Source organism: Bacillus sp. FG16 (assembly GCF_057809515.1).
Genome location: NZ_JBMDKC010000047.1, coordinates 1 through 18,017, shown reverse-complemented (window position 1 = coordinate 18,017; position 18,017 = coordinate 1). Strand labels below are relative to the sequence as shown.

The window sequence follows — 18,017 nt, the reverse complement described above, 5'->3', positions numbered from 1 at the left end:
CAAAGGTAAATCTCATTCTTCACCTCTCCTTGTCCACGCGTATTACAGACATTTTTCATATATTAATAAAAAGCTCTGATTATTTTAGAAAGGAGTAATAAATTGAAGCAAACAAAATTAACAGGTCGTATCGTTGTTCCCACAGATCCTGACTACGACGTAGCCCGAATGAATTTAAATTTAAGTATTCCAAAACTCCCTTGTATTATTGTTTTTTGTCAAAATAACAAGGATGTCTGTAACGCCTTAAAATGGGCACGTGAACGTCATATACCATTTCGGTTAAGAAGCGGACGTCATAGCTATGAAAATTTTTCTCTTTTAAATAGAGGACTTATTATTGATGTGAGTGAAATGCATCGCATTACTGTTAATACAGATAAATTAACAGCAACAATTGAGGCTGGTGCAAATCTTGGCACTGTTTATAAAGAGCTTTGGAATTACGGTGTTACAATTCCTGCTGGTACAAGTGCAAGCGTCGGAATTGTTGGATTAGCACTTGGCGGTGGTATTGGTATGCTTTCGCGCTTATTTGGATTAACATGTGATCAACTAATGGAAGTGGAAATGGTACAAGCGTGTGGAAAATTTGGTGCAAAACTCATTCGTGCAAATGAACAAGAAAATTCTAACCTTTTTTGGGCATGCCGTGGTGGCGGTGGTGGAAACTTCGGAATTGTCACTTCCTTAACTTTTCGAGTCCACCCGATAAAAAATGTATCAATTTTCTCAATTACATGGGAATGGGAAGACTTTATTGCTGCATTTCAAGCGTGGCAAAACTGGGCACCTTATATAGATGAACGTCTCACTTCATCGATCGAATTATTCGCCAAGCAACAAAATAAAATCGAAGCACAAGGCGAGTTTGTCGGTTCTCCCTCTGAACTCCATTCCCTATTATCCCCTCTTCTTGAAACTGGTAGCCCCTCTCTCTTTATAGAAGAAGTTCCTTATATAAAGGCTGTTGAATTTTTTAATGGCGGTAACATCCCTGAAAATTTCAAGCGCTCTGGTTCCTATGTCTATAAACCTATTCCCCTTAAAGGCATTCAACTCATGCAATACTTTCTTTCTCATGCCCCAAATAAAGATGCTAGTATTTGGCATCAATCGCTCATAGGTGCTGTTGAAAATATTCAGCCGAATGAAACGGCTTATTTTCATCGTAAAGCAATTATTGCTCAAGAATACATTACCTCTTGGAAATACGATGATGAAGAAAATCGAAATATACGCTGGGTTAAAGATTTACGAGAAAGCTTAGATCCTTATACACTAGGTGACTATGTGAACTGGCCCGATATCGACATTAAAAATTGGCAAACTAGTTATTATGGCTCTAACTTTCACAGATTGCGTAAGGTGAAAACCATGTATGATCCTTGTGATGTTTTTCATTTCCAACAAAGTATTCCTCCTTTTCATACGTGAAACAAGGGGATAACATAAAAAAATCATCCAATATGCCGTTACCTCACAGTATGTTGGATGATTCAAGTTGATTTTCTATATCGTTTCAAATTCTTGCTCCTACTCATAAACTTTTACTTACAGATTAATTGTATTTCGTATCATTTTCATGCAATGAATGTAATTTAATATTTGGTACTTTATCTTTTTCAATACCTCTATTATAAGAAACAGGAACTTGAAATTCGAATTGCTTTGTCTCATGTTTTTGTAAATAGACTGGTTTCGGTACTGGATAACCTTTTGAATTCTCATTTGCATTATCATATAAAACAACTTTTAATGCTTGTGAATGATTACGATAATTTTTTAAAGTAACAATGCACTTTGGTTCGATACCCTCTCCATTTTTCTCCATCCTACACTGGCTATCTTCTTTTTTATATTCTATTGCTTCTACCCCTGTTTTTCCTGCGTAGTACCATGTTTTATTCAATGTTTGGATGATGTTATTTAAAATAAACGGCATCATTAAAATCAATATACTAATGCCTACTACTTTTATCTTATTCATTTTTCTAAATGTACTAGACTCCTTTTTTCCTAGCCATTTTAAAAATAATATAAATGCAATTACATGTAGTGTGAAAGAAACAATCAATATATTTGAGACTTTATAATCCATATAAACATACGTATGTATCGGAACCTTATAGACATTGAATAATTTTTCCCCAATTAATTCATTATCATTTGGAATTTTTAATAATAACAAAACCCCTATACTGTAACAAATAGCTACTAATCGATCATACTCAATACGAATCATTCTTTCTCCCCTTCACTTTGTTTTTTATTATCGATTTTAGCTATTATTACCATACTATACAATCTTTTTATAGAGGATAACGTAAAAAAGTTCCTTATAAATATATAAAGAACCTTATTAATATACATTATGAATTAAAAAATCAATATACCATTTTCACATAGAGATTTCTTCAAAATATGTTGGATCATGTATTGTAATTTTTTTATCTAAAATTGTAACAATGCTATCATTTTTTAATTGTTTTAATACGCTGCTAACTGTCTCTCGAGATGTTCCAGATATTTTGGATATTTCAATTGTTGTAAGCGGACATGAAATTACAATCTTTTCCCCACTCTGTTCTCCTAAATCCTGCATTAAATAATTTAACGTTTGGATAACACGATCTTGTGCATTAGGAATTGTAATATTTTGCACTCGATTTTCGTTCAATTTTAATATAGATGATAATTGCTGAACAACGTACATCAATTGCGTTCTGCTGGATTTTACCATATCTTCAAAAATTACCGTTGGAATATAATATACTTCCACATCCGTCATTGCTTCTGCTGTATAGTTATATCCTCTGTCTGTAAACATACCACCATAAGGAAAAATAGAATACCGCTTTACATAGTCATCGTATAATAAGTTCCCATTTTGATTAACCCGCTCTAACTTTACAAAACCATCTAACATGAAGTAGATTCTTTCCCTTGAATCTCCTTCTAAAAATAAAAATTGACCTTTTTTATAAGTTCGCCAATAAACAAACTCTGTTAAGCCTTTCAATTTTTTTTCTGTTAAATGAGCAAATAATTCGAACTGCTTTAAGTCCTTAACTACGTTCCGTCTATTCATAAAATTCCCTCTCTCTTGCTGTATGTTGGAGCGAAAAATCAAGAAAACGTATTCAATTTGAATTTTATCATAATTAACTTATATATTCAGATTTCATCATGAAAACTTTATGAACAATGAGTACAAAAAATATTAATAAATAAAAAGAATGAAGTTATTAACCTCATTCTTTTTTTACTACTAAGTAGCGTACATAATAATTTAAACATACATGCATACATTCTGTTTTGAAATAATAGTACCAGCTTTTTCTTCTAGTGCTTCATATACTTTTTCTAAAGACGTAATAATTGTTTTTCTTTTTGGATTTGTATTAACAAAATTAATCGCAGCTTCAATTTTTGGAAGCATGCTTCCCGCAGCAAATTGTTTTTCTTCCATATATTCTTCTAGTTGATTCACTGTGACATGCTCTAATTTTTTTTGATTCGGTTGATTATAATTTACATACACATGATCAACTGCAGTTAAAATAACGAGCGTATCGGCATCTACTAATTCTGCTAATTTCTGCGCAGCGAAATCTTTATCGATAACCGCTTCAGTTCCTTTTAACCCTTCTTCGGAATCAATTACTGGAATTCCCCCTCCGCCAACAGCTATCACTATGTTTCCATCTTCGACCAAAGAATTAATAACTTTATGTTCATGAATACTTACAGGCTTCGGTGATGGAACAACACGTCTCCATCCTCTACCAGCATCTTCTTTAAACACTGCTTTTGTTTCATCCATTAATCTTCTGGCCTCTTCTTCTGTATAAAAAGGACCAATTGGTTTAGTTGGATTTTTAAATGCCTCATCTTTTTTATCCACAACAACGCGTGTTATAACCGTTGCTACATCTTTTTGTATATTCCGTTTTTTCAATGCCTTTTCAATCGCATTTTCCATCCAATATCCAATCATCCCTTGGCTCATTGCCCCACAAGTATCTAATGGCATTGCAGGTGTCTTTTCCGTTTCTGCAGCTTTTTGCTGTAATAAAATATTCCCCACTTGTGGGCCATTTCCATGCGCAATTACTATATCCACATCATTTTCCATTATTTTCACAAGTTGTTCTGCCGTTTTTTCCAACGCTTCTTGCTGCGCTCCCGCAGTAGCTTCTCCAGACTGTATCGCATTTCCTCCTAGTGCCACTACAATTTTTCTTCGTGCCATATTCCAGCCCTCCAGTTGATTTCGCTTTCACAGCGCTTTATAAAGTAATACTGCCTGTAATTAATCCATAAATCGCAAAGAATGCTAAAGCACCAATTGCTACGGATGATGCTAATTCCACTCGAGTAAATATTTGCTTCGAACTCTTTTGCTTTTGAACATTGTAAAAAATAAAAATACCTGGCGCATATAAAGTCATTGTTAATAATAAATACTCTAAACCAGCTGCATAAACTAACCACACGCCATAAATACTTGCTATCAAACCAATTATTATATTTTTATTTCGATCTACTTCTTCAGATTTTAAGCTATGCTTCAGTTGATAAAATGCTGAAAAAGCATATGGGATTAAAATGGCTGAAGATGCTAAAGAGAATGCAAAGTTATACGCCTGATCAGAAACGACGAATGTTAACAAGAATATTTGAATTAAACCATTTGTTATCCATAATGAATTTACTGGAGCCTTATTTTTATTTTCTTTTGCGAACCATTTTGGAAATACTCCATCTTTAGCCGCTAAATATGGAATTTCAGAAGCGAGCAAAGTCCAACCTAACCAAGCACCTAATACAGAGATAACCAAACCTAAATTAATAAAAATAGCACCCCATTTTCCAACAACACTTTCAAATAAATAAGCCATAGCCGGATTTTTCAAACCAGCAATATCTGCTTGCTGCATAAGTCCAAGAGACAATAATGTGATTAAAATGTAAATGATAAGTGTACCAATTAAGCCAATAACCGTTGCTTTCCCTACATCACTTCTATTTTTTGCTCGACTGGATAAAACAACAGCCCCTTCTACCCCAATAAATACCCATAGAGTTACAAGCATTGTACTTTTAACTTGGCTGCCAACTGCTCCCCATGAAAAAGAACCAGTTTGCCCCCAAAATCCATCTAAGAACGTATCAATATGAAACGCAAAGATTCCTATGACAATAAATACAAATACAGGTACTAATTTTGCGATTGTAGTTACTAAATTCACAAGTGCTGCTGATTGAACTCCACGTAAAATTAACATGTGAACACACCACAATAATACGCTTGCACCAATAATGGATTCTACATTTTGACCGCCTTCAAAGATCGGGAAGAAATATCCTAATGAAGAAAATAATAATGTACCGTAAGCTACATTCCCAAGCCAAGCAGATAGCCAGTATCCCCACGCACTATTAAATCCCATAAAATTACCAAACCCTGCTTTTGCATAGCTAAAAATACCACCATCTAAATCTGGCCGTTTTACAGTTAGATTTTGAAAAGATAATCCAAGTGCAATCATCCCAATTCCTGTTATAACCCAGCCAATAATAATGGCTCCAGCACCAGCACCTTTTGCCATATCACTCGCTAAATTAAAGGCTCCACCGCCAATCATAGACCCAACTACAAGAGCCGTTAGTGTAAACAACCCTAATTTCTTATCTTCACCCATTCCACTCACCTCTCTTTAATTGCAATAACAATACAAAAGCAATAGTGAATGATAGTGTCTAAAGGAGGAGAAAGAAGAAAGGAAGACTCCCTTTCTTCTTTACTCCATGTTTCCTAAAGTAGCTGCCATAACCGCTTTAATTGTATGCATTCTATTTTCAGCTTGATCAAATACTTTTGAATGTTTACTGCGGAATACTTCGTCAGTTACCTCCATTTCTTTCAACCCATATTTCTCATAAACTTCTTCGCCATACATCGTTTCAACATCATGAAATGCAGGTAAACAATGTAAGAAAATCACGTTTTCATTCCCTGTTTCTTTAATCATTTTCATATTTACTTGATAAGGTTTCAATAACTCGACACGTTCAGCAAATTTTTCTTCTTCCCCCATAGACACCCATACATCTGTATAAATTACATCTGCATTCGCAACAGCTTCTTCCACATTACTTGTTATCATTACCTGTTCATTATATTTTTTTGCTAAATCAATTACTTCTTGTGCAGGCCATAAAGATTCCGGTGTACAAATACGTACATCCATTCCAACGATTGCTCCACCAACTAGTAAGCTATTAGCAACATTATTTCGTCCATCTCCAACGTAAACGAGCTTCACATTTTTCAATTTCCCTACATGTTCTCTAATTGTTAATAAATCTGCTAGTGTTTGTGTTGGATGCCACATGTCTGTTAATCCATTCCAAACTGGCACACCAGAATTTTGTGCTAAAGATTCTACAGTCTCATGATTAAATCCACGAAACTCAATTCCGTCAAACATACGCCCTAACACTTTTGCTGTATCCTCTACGGATTCTTTTTTCCCAAGCTGAATATCACCTTTCCCTAAATATTCAGGATTCGCCCCTAAATCTGTACATGCTACCGTAAATGCACAGCGCGTACGAGTGGAGGTTTTTTCAAATAAGAGCGCTACATTCTTATCTTCTAAATAATGATGCGGGATACCATTTTTCTTTTTCTCTTTTAATTCTGCTGCTACATCTAGAAAATATAACAATTCTTCTTGTGTAAAATCTTTTTCTGCTAGAAAGCTTCTTCCTTTTAAATTTGGTCTAGTCATTAACATGCTTCATCCCTACTTTCTCCGTTATTTATACTAAATATCTTTACGAACAATTGGCATACTCATGCAACGTGGCCCCCCACGACCACGAGATAATTCTGAACTTAGCACCTCAACCACTTCTATACCGTGTTCCCGTAATAACGTATTGGATACATAGTTGCGATCATATGTAACAACTACACCTGGTGCGATTGCTAATGTGTTCGAGCCATCATTCCATTGTTCACGAGCAGAAGCAATTACATCTCCTCCTCCACATGGAATAAGAACTAATTCACTTAAGCCTAATACCTCTTTTAATGCTTCCATTAAAGAAGTACGATGTGTAATTTTAAGAGTTTCCTCATCTGATCCTTTTTCTAAAATATAAATATTCATATTCCCTTTTGGCCCTTGAATGGCTGGGTGAATTGTAAACTTGTCATAATCAACCATTGTAAATACTGTATCTAAATGCATAAATGCTCGGCATTTTGGAATTTCTATTGCTAACACTTTCTTAATTTTATTTTGTCGGCTAAAGAGATTTTTAGCTAAACGTTCAATTGCTTTAGCTGAAGTACGAGCAGATACTCCAATTGCAATTGTTTCTTCATTTAAAATTAGCTCGTCGCCACCTTCAATTGGAAATTTATAATCACGATCTAACCAGATTGGTACATTATGTTTTGCAAATCTTGGATGATATTTAATGATGTACTCCATGAATAATGATTCACGTCTACGCGCTGGTTCTCTCATCTTATTTATCGTTAAGCCATCGCCCACGCTAGCTGCTGGATCACGAGTAAAATATAAATTAGGCATTGGATCTAAGTAAAACGGATAATGATCTTCCATTAATTCATATAAATGTGTCTTCTTACTTGTTTCAATTTCGCTTTTCCGTACACCGCCCATAATTTTTTGAATTAATTCTTCATTTGAAAAGGAAAGTAAATATTCTTTTAAAGTTTGATGTGCAACATTTACGTCGGCCTGTCCTTCTTTTAAAATACGATCAACAAATTCTTCTCGAAGTTTTTTGTCTACTAACGCCTCAGCGGCTAGTTTTTCTAAATAAAGAACTTCAACACCCCGATTGCGTAACGTTTGTGCAAAATAATCATGCTCTTTTTGAATAATTGGTAAGTATGGAATATCGTCAAATAATAATTGCTGCAAATAATCTGGCGTCAAGTTTTCCACTTCTTTACCAGGTCGTTTTAATAAAACCGTTTGTAATTCCCCAATTTCTGAAGTAACATGTATCGGATGTTTCATTTGTTGTACCTCCTTTTAAATATGTTTGATGTCTTACAAGTACATAATAAATGCTCTGCACTTTCATCTTTGTGAAATCATCCACATTATCATTGTGAAATATTAAACAAGTTATTTTTTTTAAATCATACGAATATGTATTTTTATAACAAACTATCTCGATTTCCCAATAAAAAATACATATATTACGCATATATGTTGAATATTTAACTTCCGTATTTAAACAAAAATCCTGTTTTTAATAAAATTAAAAACAGGATTTTTGCATCTAAATAATTAAATTTAACCTTTCTTCTATAATCTCCCTATCTGATTTCGACTGTGAAATTATAAGGCATGTATCATTTCCACATATACATCCTATTTTTTCTTTCCAATCTAATTCATCAAATAAAACACCAATAACATGTGCATTACCAGGTAATGTTTTAATAACCATTAATTGATCTACACAATCTGTGAGGTATGAAATTTATATTTCATAAAAGCGCAACAAACCGCTAGATTACGCAGTTTTGTACTTTATCGAAAATTATAAATGGCAACACTTTTCCAGTTGTTTGTGACCAATTTGTTACCTCAAAAATTCAAAATAAAACTAACAAAAATAAAAGAGCACAGCGTGTTAATAGAGTGTGCAACCACTTTATTAACCGTCCGCCTACGTCTACTAGGCAAACACTTGCTGTAACTCTTTATGTACCCCATTTTACCGTACATAAGGGTCTCCTAGCAACAGTTTGCTTACATTTTGTGGCATTCTGTTGCTTTTTTATTTTCAAAGGAGACGAGCCCTTATGAAAAAACTGACTGCTTATAATGCTGATGTTCAAAAATATATACAACAAAATCGATTAAGCACGCAAAAGAAATATGAAATTATAGCTGCTATGAGAAAACGTGTCGATGATGCGAATCAAAGTTTTGAATGTCTATTTCCTTCTCGCTCTAAGCGGAAAGTTGTAATGGATCATATTATTTACATGCTCTCAGGAAATGGCATATGCAAGATTTCTGCTGAAACACTAGCAGATAAGGCTGACTGTTCTGTAAGAACTGTGACCGATACTGTTCGTGCATTAAAACAAACAGGTGAAATCCTAGTCGCTGGATTAGCTGATGGTAAGAATAAATATGTATTTGTATTAAAAACGCACCCTAATTTCACAACAATCATGAAAGAAGTATTTTACATAGATGCCTACCAAATTGCCGAACAAAATGCCGAGCAGGTTGCCGAACAGAAAAACCCTGAAACCGTTGAGGCTGTAAGCCTGAAAGATGAAAACACGAGTTCTAACTATAATAACTCTATTAACTCTTTAACTACTTTAAAACAAGAAAAAAATAATGATAGAGTATCCTTAATGGAATCAATTGAAATTGAGCTAAATGAAGCGCAAAACGATATACACAAAGAGTTCGAAAGAGTCCATACGTATTTTGTGAACGAATACCAAGAAATGATGTACCATACAATCAAAGCCGGAACGTATCATCCTATTCTAAAAACTACCGCATCGATTATTGGTCTGCGTGTAGGTAGCAATTGTGATGAAAGTCTATTTCGTCTTGCATTTAATGCGCTAGGAAAAATTGATAGATTCTTAAAAAACAACGGTATTCTTACAGACAGTGTACAAGCCTTATTTTCTCGTGTCTATTCGGACAACATCAAACTACTTAAAGCACCTAAAAAAGCGCATACAAGCTCTTCTGACGTACCTAACAATGAAAAGCCATTCGTTTTTTACAATTGGTTAGAAAACACTGGAATAAAAGAACCATCCACGAAGACGATAGACCGCTCTCTTGTTCCAGGAGTATATTACAAAATATCAAAAGAAGAAGCTGATGAAATGGGGCTGTATTGAATAGAGCAGATGTCCTGATTTCACTTTACAATTCAGGTATAACATGTACTTTTGCATATACACCTTGTTGCACAGCGAATTGTTCTAACGTCTTTTGCCTGTATGATGTAAGTGTAAAAAAGTGAATAATAGGGACTTTCCCGTTATATTTATTTTTATAATACACAGTGAATTCACCGTACCGATTCATTTTTTCAGCGTTTATATTCATCGTCTGTTTACGATCAATTTCTACAGCATTTAATATCCCGTCGTCATCTCGGAATTTCACATCAGAAATAATCGTTTTCTTTCGGTCATTTACTTTATAACGGATGGGCGCTTCTATTTGCCAGTCATCGGGACAAAACAGATAAAGCCATGCTTCATTTCTCATAAGACTATGCGCTAACCGACTATTGGGTATAACTTTCTCATTATCATCAAATAGCTCTCTACCATTTTTATTTAGGTAATATACATGTTCTTTTTTATACACTGTACTATTCACAAATAAGCTTAAATCCTTTAATATGCGGTTTGCATTTCTTATGCCACCTAAATCATGTATAGCCATTAAATGCCTACGTGTAGCAAATTTCAGCTTTCTAATCGAGGTCAGAATCAGCATTTGTCTGTTGATTTTGATATGTGTCTGGATGTTCATCTTTCTTCACCTCATATTGTTTTAGTACATCCCACATCTTTTCATTCGAGATATAAGGAACTTGCACTTCAGTCAATCGATCAGTCTTAAAAATCGCACGCCCTGGAATGCTGTGTATAGTTTCAAGCCCTGGTTCATCTATAACAACTTGTGAAGCTGTTGCTGTTGGCAACCTGAAGCCTAGCTTCGCATCTGAATTCTGTTTCACTTGGCGTGGTAACGTATCCCCAGTTGGATACTGTGTACAGAAAATTAGTCTAAACCCTAATGCTCCACCTATACGCGCTATATGAGACAGCATTTGTTGGCAAGCTCCTAATAACTTTTGTTGTTCTCTATTCATTCTTTTATCAGGACAAAGTTCTGCGCCTTCATCCACGATAATAAAATAACGTTCTTTTATATTTGTTTCTACCACATTGGTATAATGGTGTCCTTTCATAAAAAGCATTTTTTCTTCCATCCTTTTTAAAATCATACTCAATACTTGAAAGGCCTCAATTGGCTTTTCCGCAATAGATTCTACCTGTTTTACGTTCGTGTAAGGTCCAAACTCCAATCCACCCTTTAAATCAATAATGTAAAAGTGAACATGCTCTGGATTAGCTACAGTAAGTGAAGTGAATACATTCTTTAAAAACACCGTTTTTCCCATCCTCGTTAGTCCACCTAAAGTCATGTGCGGTGTTTTATCAAAGTCATGACAAATTAACTCTTCTAAACTTTGCCCAATTGGTACACGCCATTTGCGCTCTTGAATTAAATCCGTTGACCATTCCCATCTCGTAGGTATTTCTTTATGGAATACTCGAATGTTCAATTCATAATTATCATACTGGATTCGAACGGGTTTATTTAGTCCTTCAGAAACAACATCCTCAACCTTCTGAATGATTTTACTTGGCATACCAACAGGTAAAGTGTAAATGTATGTTGTACTGCGATCATCAATATTTTTCTTTTGAAATTTTGGATAATGGAGCTTTTCTTCTTTTTTGATTGCGATTCCAGACACTTCAAAGAATACTTGTATCTTGCGTTTATCATCATCTTTACGTTTGAGCTTATTGCTTACCAAGGCATATCCAAATGAAGCAACGGGTATTAACAATAATTCAAGCATAGATGAACACTCCTTATATATCCTATAAGGATATAGTTGCATTTTTTTGGAAGATAACAGGACGAGCATTTTTGCTTGTGAGGTCTATTGTCCCTCTCTTCCACATCGTATTCCTTCATAGAAACATAACGAGAATATAACGTAGAAGATATAAGAACGAGCCCGTAAGCGTCGTATACAAGGTTATACGTGGAAGCCAATGTGGAACACTCTTCCCCATTTTTTCAGCTACACTCATCGCGATTACAGACAAACCTGTTGCTGTCCAAATAATTACCGCTTCTCCTGCAAGTGTCATAACCATTCCTCCTCGGTCAGTTCTTCTTTTTCACGAAATTTAATCCCCGATTTAGTAGCTACAATCTGATACCGCTCCATTAAATCTTGCCAATTCAATATATCCTCCTCTTCCCCATATAAATCTTCTTCAATGACTTGTGATAAGCTGAAATACCCTTTGTACTCTTTGTTATCAAATACTTCATGATTCCTCATGTGAGCAAGAATTGCTTCCGTTTCTTTTCTGGATCTTGACTCGTTATACATGTGACGTAATTCTTTTGATGAATATAAATACGGTGTCGCATTAAGATAACTATACTGAGAACGCATATAACCCTCTCCTTTCTTGATATCTGCAGTGCTATACGGAATTCTAAGTAGAAGTCCTCGTGGGCTTCCGTATGGAAGTAATATAGGTATATGAACTGGAAGAAGGATTATTGCCTGTCCATATAAAATTATTAATAAAGACAATCTAAAATTTATAACTGGATGTGGTATTTATGCGAAGTGAATTGAAGCAAATACTCGATACAAAAGGAATCAAATATACACATGTTGCAAAACAAGCAAAAATTAGTAATTCTGCAATGACAAATTTACTTAAAGGCGGATTGCCGACACTACCTGTTGCATATCGAATTGCTCGAGTGTTAGAAATGCGATTAGAAGACATTTGGATTGAAGAAACCGAAAATATAGGTTCAGTAAAGAAAAAGAAGTAAGGGGTGAAAACAATGCAAAAACCACCATTCAAAACACTCAATCAGATTATGGAGGGATACTATCATCTAGGAAGTGGACTGTCTGAGGTCACAAAATTTATTGTGGAACATCAAAATGAATCCTTGTTTATATTAGACTATAAGGGCATCCTATATCAAAAAACTTCTTCTCAAAAATATGCACAAGGATATGAAACCCTACTACTACCTTATACAGAATTACATTCAAACTCTAAACAAGACTTACTACAGCTGTTGAAACAAAAAATGATTGTTTATTTTACATATACCGAAAGAGATCAACAAAAAGAGGATTTTGTACCTTTTATGAGGAATCAGATTTTTTCATTTATGAGTCATCTGCTGAAAAATATCCAGCAGAATAAAAAAGCAAATGCAGTTAAATTTGTTCTCATGGATATTGAGACTATAGGTTATATTCCTAAACTTCCTAAAATTATGGCTGGCTGCCGTGGGTTTAATATGGGGACTTGTTTATTTGTAGATGATAAAGAAACGCTATTGTATGGATATGACAAAGAACAAGTAGATAAGATGTATAACAACAGTCTCGTTATTTCTAAAGTATACAAATAAAAAATCCGCCTCCAAAAGGAGACGGATTCTTCGTTGTACAATAGATCAGAGAACTTTCACTTCAAACATACAATACATATTTTTTACAGTCAATAAAAAGTTCTATTTTTCAATTATATTGGATATACTGTAAATGACATCTAGAGAATCACCACATGAGAGGCGCCTTCAACTGGGGAAGGCGCTTTTTGCTTTTACTCTTCTTCAATGATTCCTAGAGATAAACATTGAAGAATATTTTCTTCAAGAATTTCCATTCTTTCCTCGCTAACTTTTTCTTTCTTATAAAGTAGCAAACTCTTATGTATACTAACTGTTTGGCTTAAATCCACGTATCTTTCTAAACTCCCCTTGGGAAGGTATGTGAAAATAGGATGCTCATCATCTTTTAATTTGCTATACCAATCTTTAGATTTTTCATATTCTTTGATTGTATTTATAGGGGCAACAAGTATGTATTCAAATTCTTCCGTTGCATTAATTTCATTATCTGTTAGTACGACAATTCTTCTAGGTTTCACAGTGACTACAACTTTCTGCTCCCTCGCCCGAATTTTCCCTCGTACTACTTGGGGATTAAAATTCCCAATAGAATTTAAAATTTCACCTTTATTCGCACCCTCACTTTCAGGCACAAAAAAAGAAAGAGGTCGTTTAGTATCTGATGGATATAACATGACCGCCTCATACTCATAACCTCTTTCAATATTTTGCCAACCTCGTTTATCTAAGAAATCAGACAACTTCAATTACCTCCATAAATATCACGATAGGTGATACCAGAAATCCCTCTGTCTTTATTTGACTGTTCGTTCGTTTCTTTCCAATCTTTTTTAGTTAAGTTAGCAAATTTATTTTTTGACAATTTTGGTTTTCTAACTACTTTACGTCTAGTGGCGAACATATCCTTGTCCTCCTTATTGCACATCCAATCACCTCTTTTAACTATTAGTTAAACAGATTTATGATGTGTAGTATATACAAAAATTATAACAAAAAGATACAAAACATCAATATCAAAATGAGTATTTTACTAGTAATTGTCATATAATGCTAGATTTATCTCCCTATTCGACTTATCACTTGATATTTCTTGTTAATATTATAAATTCTGCTAAAGATTATGTAGGAATTTTCTACGTTTTACATATAAATATACGGAGCACTTTCTCTCAAAAGTGCTCCGCTTGTAAATTATCTATTTCACAAATATATACCTCTCATTTTCTCATGAACATGATAAGATTCCTCTGGTAAATATCCAGAATACTCCATCCTATAAAGTTCCTCCAGAAATCTCCTCATATTTGTAGTCCTTTCTTCGGGGGAAATTTTTTTATTTGTTTCTTTATTATTTTTAGAATCATTACCCATAATAATTCTCCCTTCATTCCCTACTTCACATACACAAAGGCTTCGCTTGATGTCATATAGTATGTGCGCCCTTTACTATTGTGCACCTTAAATTGTGGAGACCCATCTACAATTACCTTCTCATCAATTGTAAATCCTTCCCCTGCGTCCAAAGTACCCGCCACCTCTTCATTCTGCCATGAAGGCGAATTATAGAACCAAAGGTTATCCACTTTGGCCACAACACGTTTCCCTACAACTGGATTTACTGATTCCTGCTTTTCAAACCTGATGTACGCTGGATTATATTTCACCCATTGGTCACCGCCTAAGTTTAACCAGCCATCTTTCTCTCCCCACACTTGATACGCTTCCGGTTTGTTTAGCTGACGAATCACGCCATAATTTGTTCCTGGTCCTTTTCGCAGGTTCACATTGCTTCCAAGAATATAAGCAATACCTTGTGTTGGTTCCATAGGTCCCCATGATTCAACAGGTAGAGATACATTATCGCTGTTATACGCCCGCTGCACATCACTTCTAAATTGAGTTTCTGATACACCATGGCTACGTAAATAGTCAATCGGGTCTTCATGATCTGTACCGCCGAGGTACTTTCTCACGTCGTTATGCGTCCACAATCCTTTTTCTACGGATAGATGATTATCTTTTAAGATTCTGGCCAGTAATCTTACATACTTTTCATAACTCCGTTTAAACTTCGCGTAATCAGCCGTTTCACACAATTCTACATGGACAAATCGTTTATTCGCTGCTGGTCCAGCACCATACGCAATATATTTTGTATCCGCAATCTGAATGGTTTCATTCCAGTCCACTGCGTAATGAACGAATGCATTTCTCCAGGTACGAGTTTCATAACGTTGAATATTAATGGCCGGTGCTTCCGGTGTTGCGGTACTGTGGGCAACCACTCCCTCATACGCCCCTACACCGCCTCGATAAGGTGTTTTCGGTACATCAGGTATCAAAAGTATTCTATCGGCAAAAACACTCGTAGAAAGTGAAAATACAAGACATAATGTGAACAACATTCCCAGTAATCGTTTCATTTTTGTTTCTCCTCCCATAGAAAAACGCACCACCGATTGGCGATGCGTTCTCTTTGTTTTTATTTGTCTGTTTGTGCTGTTCCCTCGTGGTCGGTCCATACTCCTATTGAAACACCTAGTGTGAAAATATACGGTAACACTTCATCGATAAAACTCTTCGTCTCTAGTAATCCAGCCTTCGCACAAATAAATCCCAGAAGGGAGGCAAGTGCCACCCATGTTTTCCAGTTACGTAATCGTTTTTGCATGTTCTCTCTTGTCATGTTTTATAGTCCCCCTTTTAATACAAACGTAAGTATTGCTGCAATCATTCCGCCTACAATGCTTTTTACTAACCAATTGGTGTTACTTAAAATTTTCTCGATATTCTCTTCAATCTTCGCCACCTTGCTTTCCACAACGGCGAGACGGACTTGAATATCCTGTACTTCCTGTTTTGCTTCCTCACATTCTCTGCAGTGTTCCATTGGTATCCACTCCTCGGCAATAAAAAATAGAGCCCCGGAGAGCCCTTATTTGTAATCAGGTCTAAAAATGGTAATGCCTTCTCGCGCAAGTGCACGCATCTCTTCATCCAGACGATCTAATTCACTTCGTTTAATCTCTGAATCCATCGCTGTATCTGATTTCACTTGATAATACTCTTTACGTAATTTCGCCATTGCTTTATCTACTTTATGGAACGCCTTCATTTCATCCGCATTTGGTGCGTCTTCGTCATTCTTTTTACTATCTGCCCCAATCGCTTGTTGTTCTTCCATGATGTTGTAGTAATCTTCCATGACTTTACCGCCACCTTGTCCATTGACAAAGAATGCTTTTGCACCTGGCGCTGATTCATTCCATTCCTGCGCAACCGGTGTCGGTGTTTCTTTCTTCGATAGCAATGAAATAACTGCGTCTAATCCTTTTAATGGATACTGACCCAATCCCGCCGTATATCCTTTATATACGTTATCAATCTTGTATGGAGAAGCTTCGATTCCAACTGTATCTAATGCATGTGCCATTTCACGTGCCGTCAGGCTCGTATTCGGGCCATACTGTTCTTTCGGTGAATTCTTTTCATCACGCGTTGGAACAATCTTCCCATCTCTAAAAAAGCTATAGTTTGCCATGTTTTCCACAACTGGCTGAATGACGGTAGGCATCCAAGGTACTTTCACCGCATCGTTGATGGTTTTCCCATATTCCTCAAAAGCGTAGGGGTCACCTTCGTTCATTCGATTCGCCCGTTCTGCCGTGTTGGCCAGTAAGGAAATATCAAATGGTTTTGGAATCCTGCCTACTTTATCCGTACCTGGAATCGCGTAGGACCAATACGTGTCTTTTTCTTGCTGCGTCATATTATCCATCATTTCTTTTTGTTTCTCATTTGCATTTGCGTAACTTGCAAGAGCTAACGCACTTGGCGGAAGGGTAGAACCAGCAATACGAGCGCTCGTCCGAATCGGATGTTCTTTCATGGAGCGAATCAATTTATCTTTTCCTTGTAGATTGGCATTTAAGAATGTGAACACACGATTGGCAGACTGTACGGAATTCCCCATACGGTTGAAGTCCATGAGGTCACGCGCTTGATAAGCCGATTCTTCAGGTGTGAGTCCTTTCTTCAAACCTTTCTGATACGCTCCCACTTTTGTCGCTTCCTCAGACACTTCAGAAATTGTTTGTAATACTTTCAGCCAATTCTTCGGATTCACAGGAGCGGTGATGGTTTGTATGGCTTTTGAAAGACCTTCTTTTTGCTGGTTACCTATCCCCTCTAATTGTTCTTTCAACAAATCACGATCGGCAGATAAATATCCACCATATGCACCGCCTTGATTCACAAAATCATCATATAGTTCTGAGCCTTTTCCGAACTTTTTCTTCCCAACCTCTTTTAGTCCCTTTACAAAATCAAATGGATTGTATCCGACATCACTCGTCACATAAGCTGCAAACTGGTCACGAATCGGATTCCTCAAGGCAAATTCAGGCGTTAAGGTTGCCCCAGCACGTAGCCAATCGCTTGGTTTCGATGCGGCCAATATAAATTTATTGGTCACTTCCTTGTCCATTGCTTTCACGGCACGATACAACTCCGGCGCAAGTTGATACTGTTCTTTTTCACCATTACGGAACACAGTAACGATATTTTCTTTTGCCACAGACTCTTTTCCATCACCGGCAAGCTTTTCAATCCATTTCCCTGCGCCTTCTTTTTCTGCTAGATCAGCAAGAGACAAACCAACTTTATTTCGCTCTATTGCTTGCATCGATTTAAAAGTAT

21 protein-coding genes and 1 pseudogene are annotated in these 18,017 nt (G+C 35.8%); 4 read left to right on the top strand and 18 right to left on the bottom strand.

Annotated elements, in window-relative coordinates:
- Positions 1–102 precede the first annotated feature (102 nt).
- Positions 103–1,437, top strand: a complete 1,335-nt coding sequence (locus ACODS7_RS17735; RefSeq protein ID WP_043937742.1) for an FAD-binding oxidoreductase — start codon at positions 103–105, stop codon at positions 1,435–1,437.
- 124 nt (positions 1,438–1,561) lie between these two features.
- Here the strand turns inward: ACODS7_RS17735 and ACODS7_RS17730 are convergent, their stop codons facing one another.
- The 7 genes and pseudogenes from ACODS7_RS17730 to ACODS7_RS17700 all read right to left on the bottom strand — a co-directional run.
- Entirely contained in the window at positions 1,562–2,245 is a 684-nt protein-coding gene (locus tag ACODS7_RS17730; RefSeq protein ID WP_029441501.1) for a hypothetical protein, read from the bottom strand.
- Between the two features lie 156 nt (positions 2,246–2,401).
- Complete coding sequence (locus tag ACODS7_RS17725; protein WP_001081905.1) at positions 2,402–3,091, bottom strand: Crp/Fnr family transcriptional regulator; 690 nt, start codon at positions 3,089–3,091, stop codon at positions 2,402–2,404.
- A 201-nt stretch (positions 3,092–3,292) separates the two neighbouring features.
- Positions 3,293–4,255 (bottom strand): carbamate kinase, encoded by a 963-nt coding sequence (gene arcC / locus ACODS7_RS17720; protein ID WP_043937744.1) that lies wholly within the window; start codon positions 4,253–4,255, stop codon positions 3,293–3,295.
- Between the two features lie 37 nt (positions 4,256–4,292).
- A complete protein-coding gene (gene arcD / locus ACODS7_RS17715; RefSeq protein ID WP_000503413.1) occupies positions 4,293–5,708 on the bottom strand; it encodes an arginine-ornithine antiporter in 1,416 nt (471 codons plus the stop codon).
- Positions 5,709–5,807: 99 nt separating this feature from the next.
- Entirely contained in the window at positions 5,808–6,806 is a 999-nt protein-coding gene (gene argF / locus ACODS7_RS17710) for an ornithine carbamoyltransferase (RefSeq protein ID WP_243168134.1), read from the bottom strand.
- A gap of 30 nt (positions 6,807–6,836) precedes the next feature.
- On the bottom strand, positions 6,837–8,069 hold the full coding sequence (arcA, locus tag ACODS7_RS17705; protein ID WP_243168133.1) for an arginine deiminase: 1,233 nt from the start codon (positions 8,067–8,069) through the stop codon (positions 6,837–6,839).
- Positions 8,070–8,337: 268 nt separating this feature from the next.
- Positions 8,338–8,526, bottom strand: a pseudogene (locus ACODS7_RS17700) (arginine repressor); the annotation flags it as partial.
- Positions 8,527–8,866: 340 nt separating this feature from the next.
- Here ACODS7_RS17700 and ACODS7_RS17695 point away from each other — a divergent pair.
- Entirely contained in the window at positions 8,867–9,943 is a 1,077-nt protein-coding gene (locus ACODS7_RS17695; protein ID WP_243169318.1) for a cytosolic protein, read from the top strand.
- Between the two features lie 25 nt (positions 9,944–9,968).
- Here ACODS7_RS17695 and ACODS7_RS17690 read toward each other — a convergent pair whose 3' ends face one another.
- From ACODS7_RS17690 to ACODS7_RS17675, 4 genes are all read right to left on the bottom strand, one after another.
- Positions 9,969–10,589 carry a replication-relaxation family protein gene (locus ACODS7_RS17690; RefSeq protein ID WP_243169317.1) on the bottom strand — a complete coding sequence of 207 codons (621 nt, stop codon included), beginning with the start codon at positions 10,587–10,589 and terminating at the stop codon, positions 9,969–9,971.
- A complete protein-coding gene (locus tag ACODS7_RS17685; protein ID WP_243169316.1) occupies positions 10,531–11,712 on the bottom strand; it encodes an FtsK/SpoIIIE domain-containing protein in 1,182 nt (393 codons plus the stop codon). The genes ACODS7_RS17690 and ACODS7_RS17685 overlap by 59 nt, the downstream gene beginning before the upstream one ends.
- A 115-nt stretch (positions 11,713–11,827) precedes the next feature.
- Positions 11,828–12,010: a hypothetical protein gene (locus ACODS7_RS17680; protein WP_000170776.1), complete on the bottom strand. Its 183-nt coding sequence runs from the start codon at positions 12,008–12,010 to the stop codon at positions 11,828–11,830.
- On the bottom strand, positions 12,007–12,324 hold the full coding sequence (locus ACODS7_RS17675) for a hypothetical protein (protein WP_243169315.1): 318 nt from the start codon (positions 12,322–12,324) through the stop codon (positions 12,007–12,009). Before ACODS7_RS17675 ends, ACODS7_RS17680 begins: the two co-directional genes overlap by 4 nt.
- Before the next feature lie 173 nt (positions 12,325–12,497).
- Between ACODS7_RS17675 and ACODS7_RS17670 the strand changes: the two genes are divergently transcribed.
- Positions 12,498–12,719, top strand: coding sequence for a helix-turn-helix transcriptional regulator (locus tag ACODS7_RS17670; protein WP_098938268.1), 222 nt, complete (start codon positions 12,498–12,500; stop codon positions 12,717–12,719).
- 12 nt (positions 12,720–12,731) lie between these two features.
- Positions 12,732–13,316, top strand: a complete 585-nt coding sequence (locus ACODS7_RS17665) for a type IV secretory system conjugative DNA transfer family protein (protein ID WP_243169314.1) — start codon at positions 12,732–12,734, stop codon at positions 13,314–13,316.
- Positions 13,317–13,510: 194 nt separating this feature from the next.
- Here ACODS7_RS17665 and ACODS7_RS17660 read toward each other — a convergent pair whose 3' ends face one another.
- From ACODS7_RS17660 to ACODS7_RS17630, 7 genes are all read right to left on the bottom strand, one after another.
- Entirely contained in the window at positions 13,511–14,059 is a 549-nt protein-coding gene (locus ACODS7_RS17660; RefSeq protein ID WP_488827195.1) for a type II toxin-antitoxin system PemK/MazF family toxin, read from the bottom strand.
- 2 nt (positions 14,060–14,061) lie between these two features.
- A complete protein-coding gene (locus ACODS7_RS17655; protein WP_243169312.1) occupies positions 14,062–14,220 on the bottom strand; it encodes a hypothetical protein in 159 nt (52 codons plus the stop codon).
- 299 nt (positions 14,221–14,519) lie between these two features.
- Positions 14,520–14,690 carry a hypothetical protein gene (locus ACODS7_RS17650; RefSeq protein ID WP_243169311.1) on the bottom strand — a complete coding sequence of 57 codons (171 nt, stop codon included), beginning with the start codon at positions 14,688–14,690 and terminating at the stop codon, positions 14,520–14,522.
- Between the two features lie 20 nt (positions 14,691–14,710).
- Positions 14,711–15,742, bottom strand: coding sequence for an N-acetylmuramoyl-L-alanine amidase (locus ACODS7_RS17645; RefSeq protein WP_243169319.1), 1,032 nt, complete (start codon positions 15,740–15,742; stop codon positions 14,711–14,713).
- 59 nt (positions 15,743–15,801) lie between these two features.
- Positions 15,802–16,005, bottom strand: a complete 204-nt coding sequence (locus ACODS7_RS17640; protein ID WP_243169052.1) for a hypothetical protein — start codon at positions 16,003–16,005, stop codon at positions 15,802–15,804.
- Between the two features lie 3 nt (positions 16,006–16,008).
- Positions 16,009–16,209 (bottom strand): hemolysin XhlA family protein, encoded by a 201-nt coding sequence (locus ACODS7_RS17635; protein WP_243169051.1) that lies wholly within the window; start codon positions 16,207–16,209, stop codon positions 16,009–16,011.
- A 45-nt stretch (positions 16,210–16,254) separates the two neighbouring features.
- Positions 16,255–18,017, bottom strand: a 1,763-nt coding sequence (locus ACODS7_RS17630) for an LPD38 domain-containing protein (protein ID WP_488827192.1), incomplete at its 5' end; no start/stop codon positions are given.

Coding starts and splice junctions, on each gene's coding strand:
- ACODS7_RS17730 (WP_029441501.1), bottom strand. CDS start 2,245: ATGATTCGTATTGAGTATGATCGATTAGTAGCTATTTGTTACAGTATA.
- ACODS7_RS17725 (WP_001081905.1), bottom strand. CDS start 3,091: ATGAATAGACGGAACGTAGTTAAGGACTTAAAGCAGTTCGAATTATTT.
- arcC (WP_043937744.1), bottom strand. CDS start 4,255: ATGGCACGAAGAAAAATTGTAGTGGCACTAGGAGGAAATGCGATACAG.
- arcD (WP_000503413.1), bottom strand. CDS start 5,708: ATGGGTGAAGATAAGAAATTAGGGTTGTTTACACTAACGGCTCTTGTA.
- argF (WP_243168134.1), bottom strand. CDS start 6,806: ATGTTAATGACTAGACCAAATTTAAAAGGAAGAAGCTTTCTAGCAGAA.
- arcA (WP_243168133.1), bottom strand. CDS start 8,069: ATGAAACATCCGATACATGTTACTTCAGAAATTGGGGAATTACAAACG.
- ACODS7_RS17695 (WP_243169318.1), top strand. CDS start 8,867: ATGAAAAAACTGACTGCTTATAATGCTGATGTTCAAAAATATATACAA.
- ACODS7_RS17690 (WP_243169317.1), bottom strand. CDS start 10,589: ATGAACATCCAGACACATATCAAAATCAACAGACAAATGCTGATTCTG.
- ACODS7_RS17685 (WP_243169316.1), bottom strand. CDS start 11,712: ATGCTTGAATTATTGTTAATACCCGTTGCTTCATTTGGATATGCCTTG.
- ACODS7_RS17680 (WP_000170776.1), bottom strand. CDS start 12,010: ATGACACTTGCAGGAGAAGCGGTAATTATTTGGACAGCAACAGGTTTG.
- ACODS7_RS17675 (WP_243169315.1), bottom strand. CDS start 12,324: ATGCGTTCTCAGTATAGTTATCTTAATGCGACACCGTATTTATATTCA.
- ACODS7_RS17670 (WP_098938268.1), top strand. CDS start 12,498: ATGCGAAGTGAATTGAAGCAAATACTCGATACAAAAGGAATCAAATAT.
- ACODS7_RS17665 (WP_243169314.1), top strand. CDS start 12,732: ATGCAAAAACCACCATTCAAAACACTCAATCAGATTATGGAGGGATAC.
- ACODS7_RS17655 (WP_243169312.1), bottom strand. CDS start 14,220: ATGTTCGCCACTAGACGTAAAGTAGTTAGAAAACCAAAATTGTCAAAA.
- ACODS7_RS17650 (WP_243169311.1), bottom strand. CDS start 14,690: ATGGGTAATGATTCTAAAAATAATAAAGAAACAAATAAAAAAATTTCC.
- ACODS7_RS17645 (WP_243169319.1), bottom strand. CDS start 15,742: ATGAAACGATTACTGGGAATGTTGTTCACATTATGTCTTGTATTTTCA.
- ACODS7_RS17640 (WP_243169052.1), bottom strand. CDS start 16,005: ATGACAAGAGAGAACATGCAAAAACGATTACGTAACTGGAAAACATGG.
- ACODS7_RS17635 (WP_243169051.1), bottom strand. CDS start 16,209: ATGGAACACTGCAGAGAATGTGAGGAAGCAAAACAGGAAGTACAGGAT.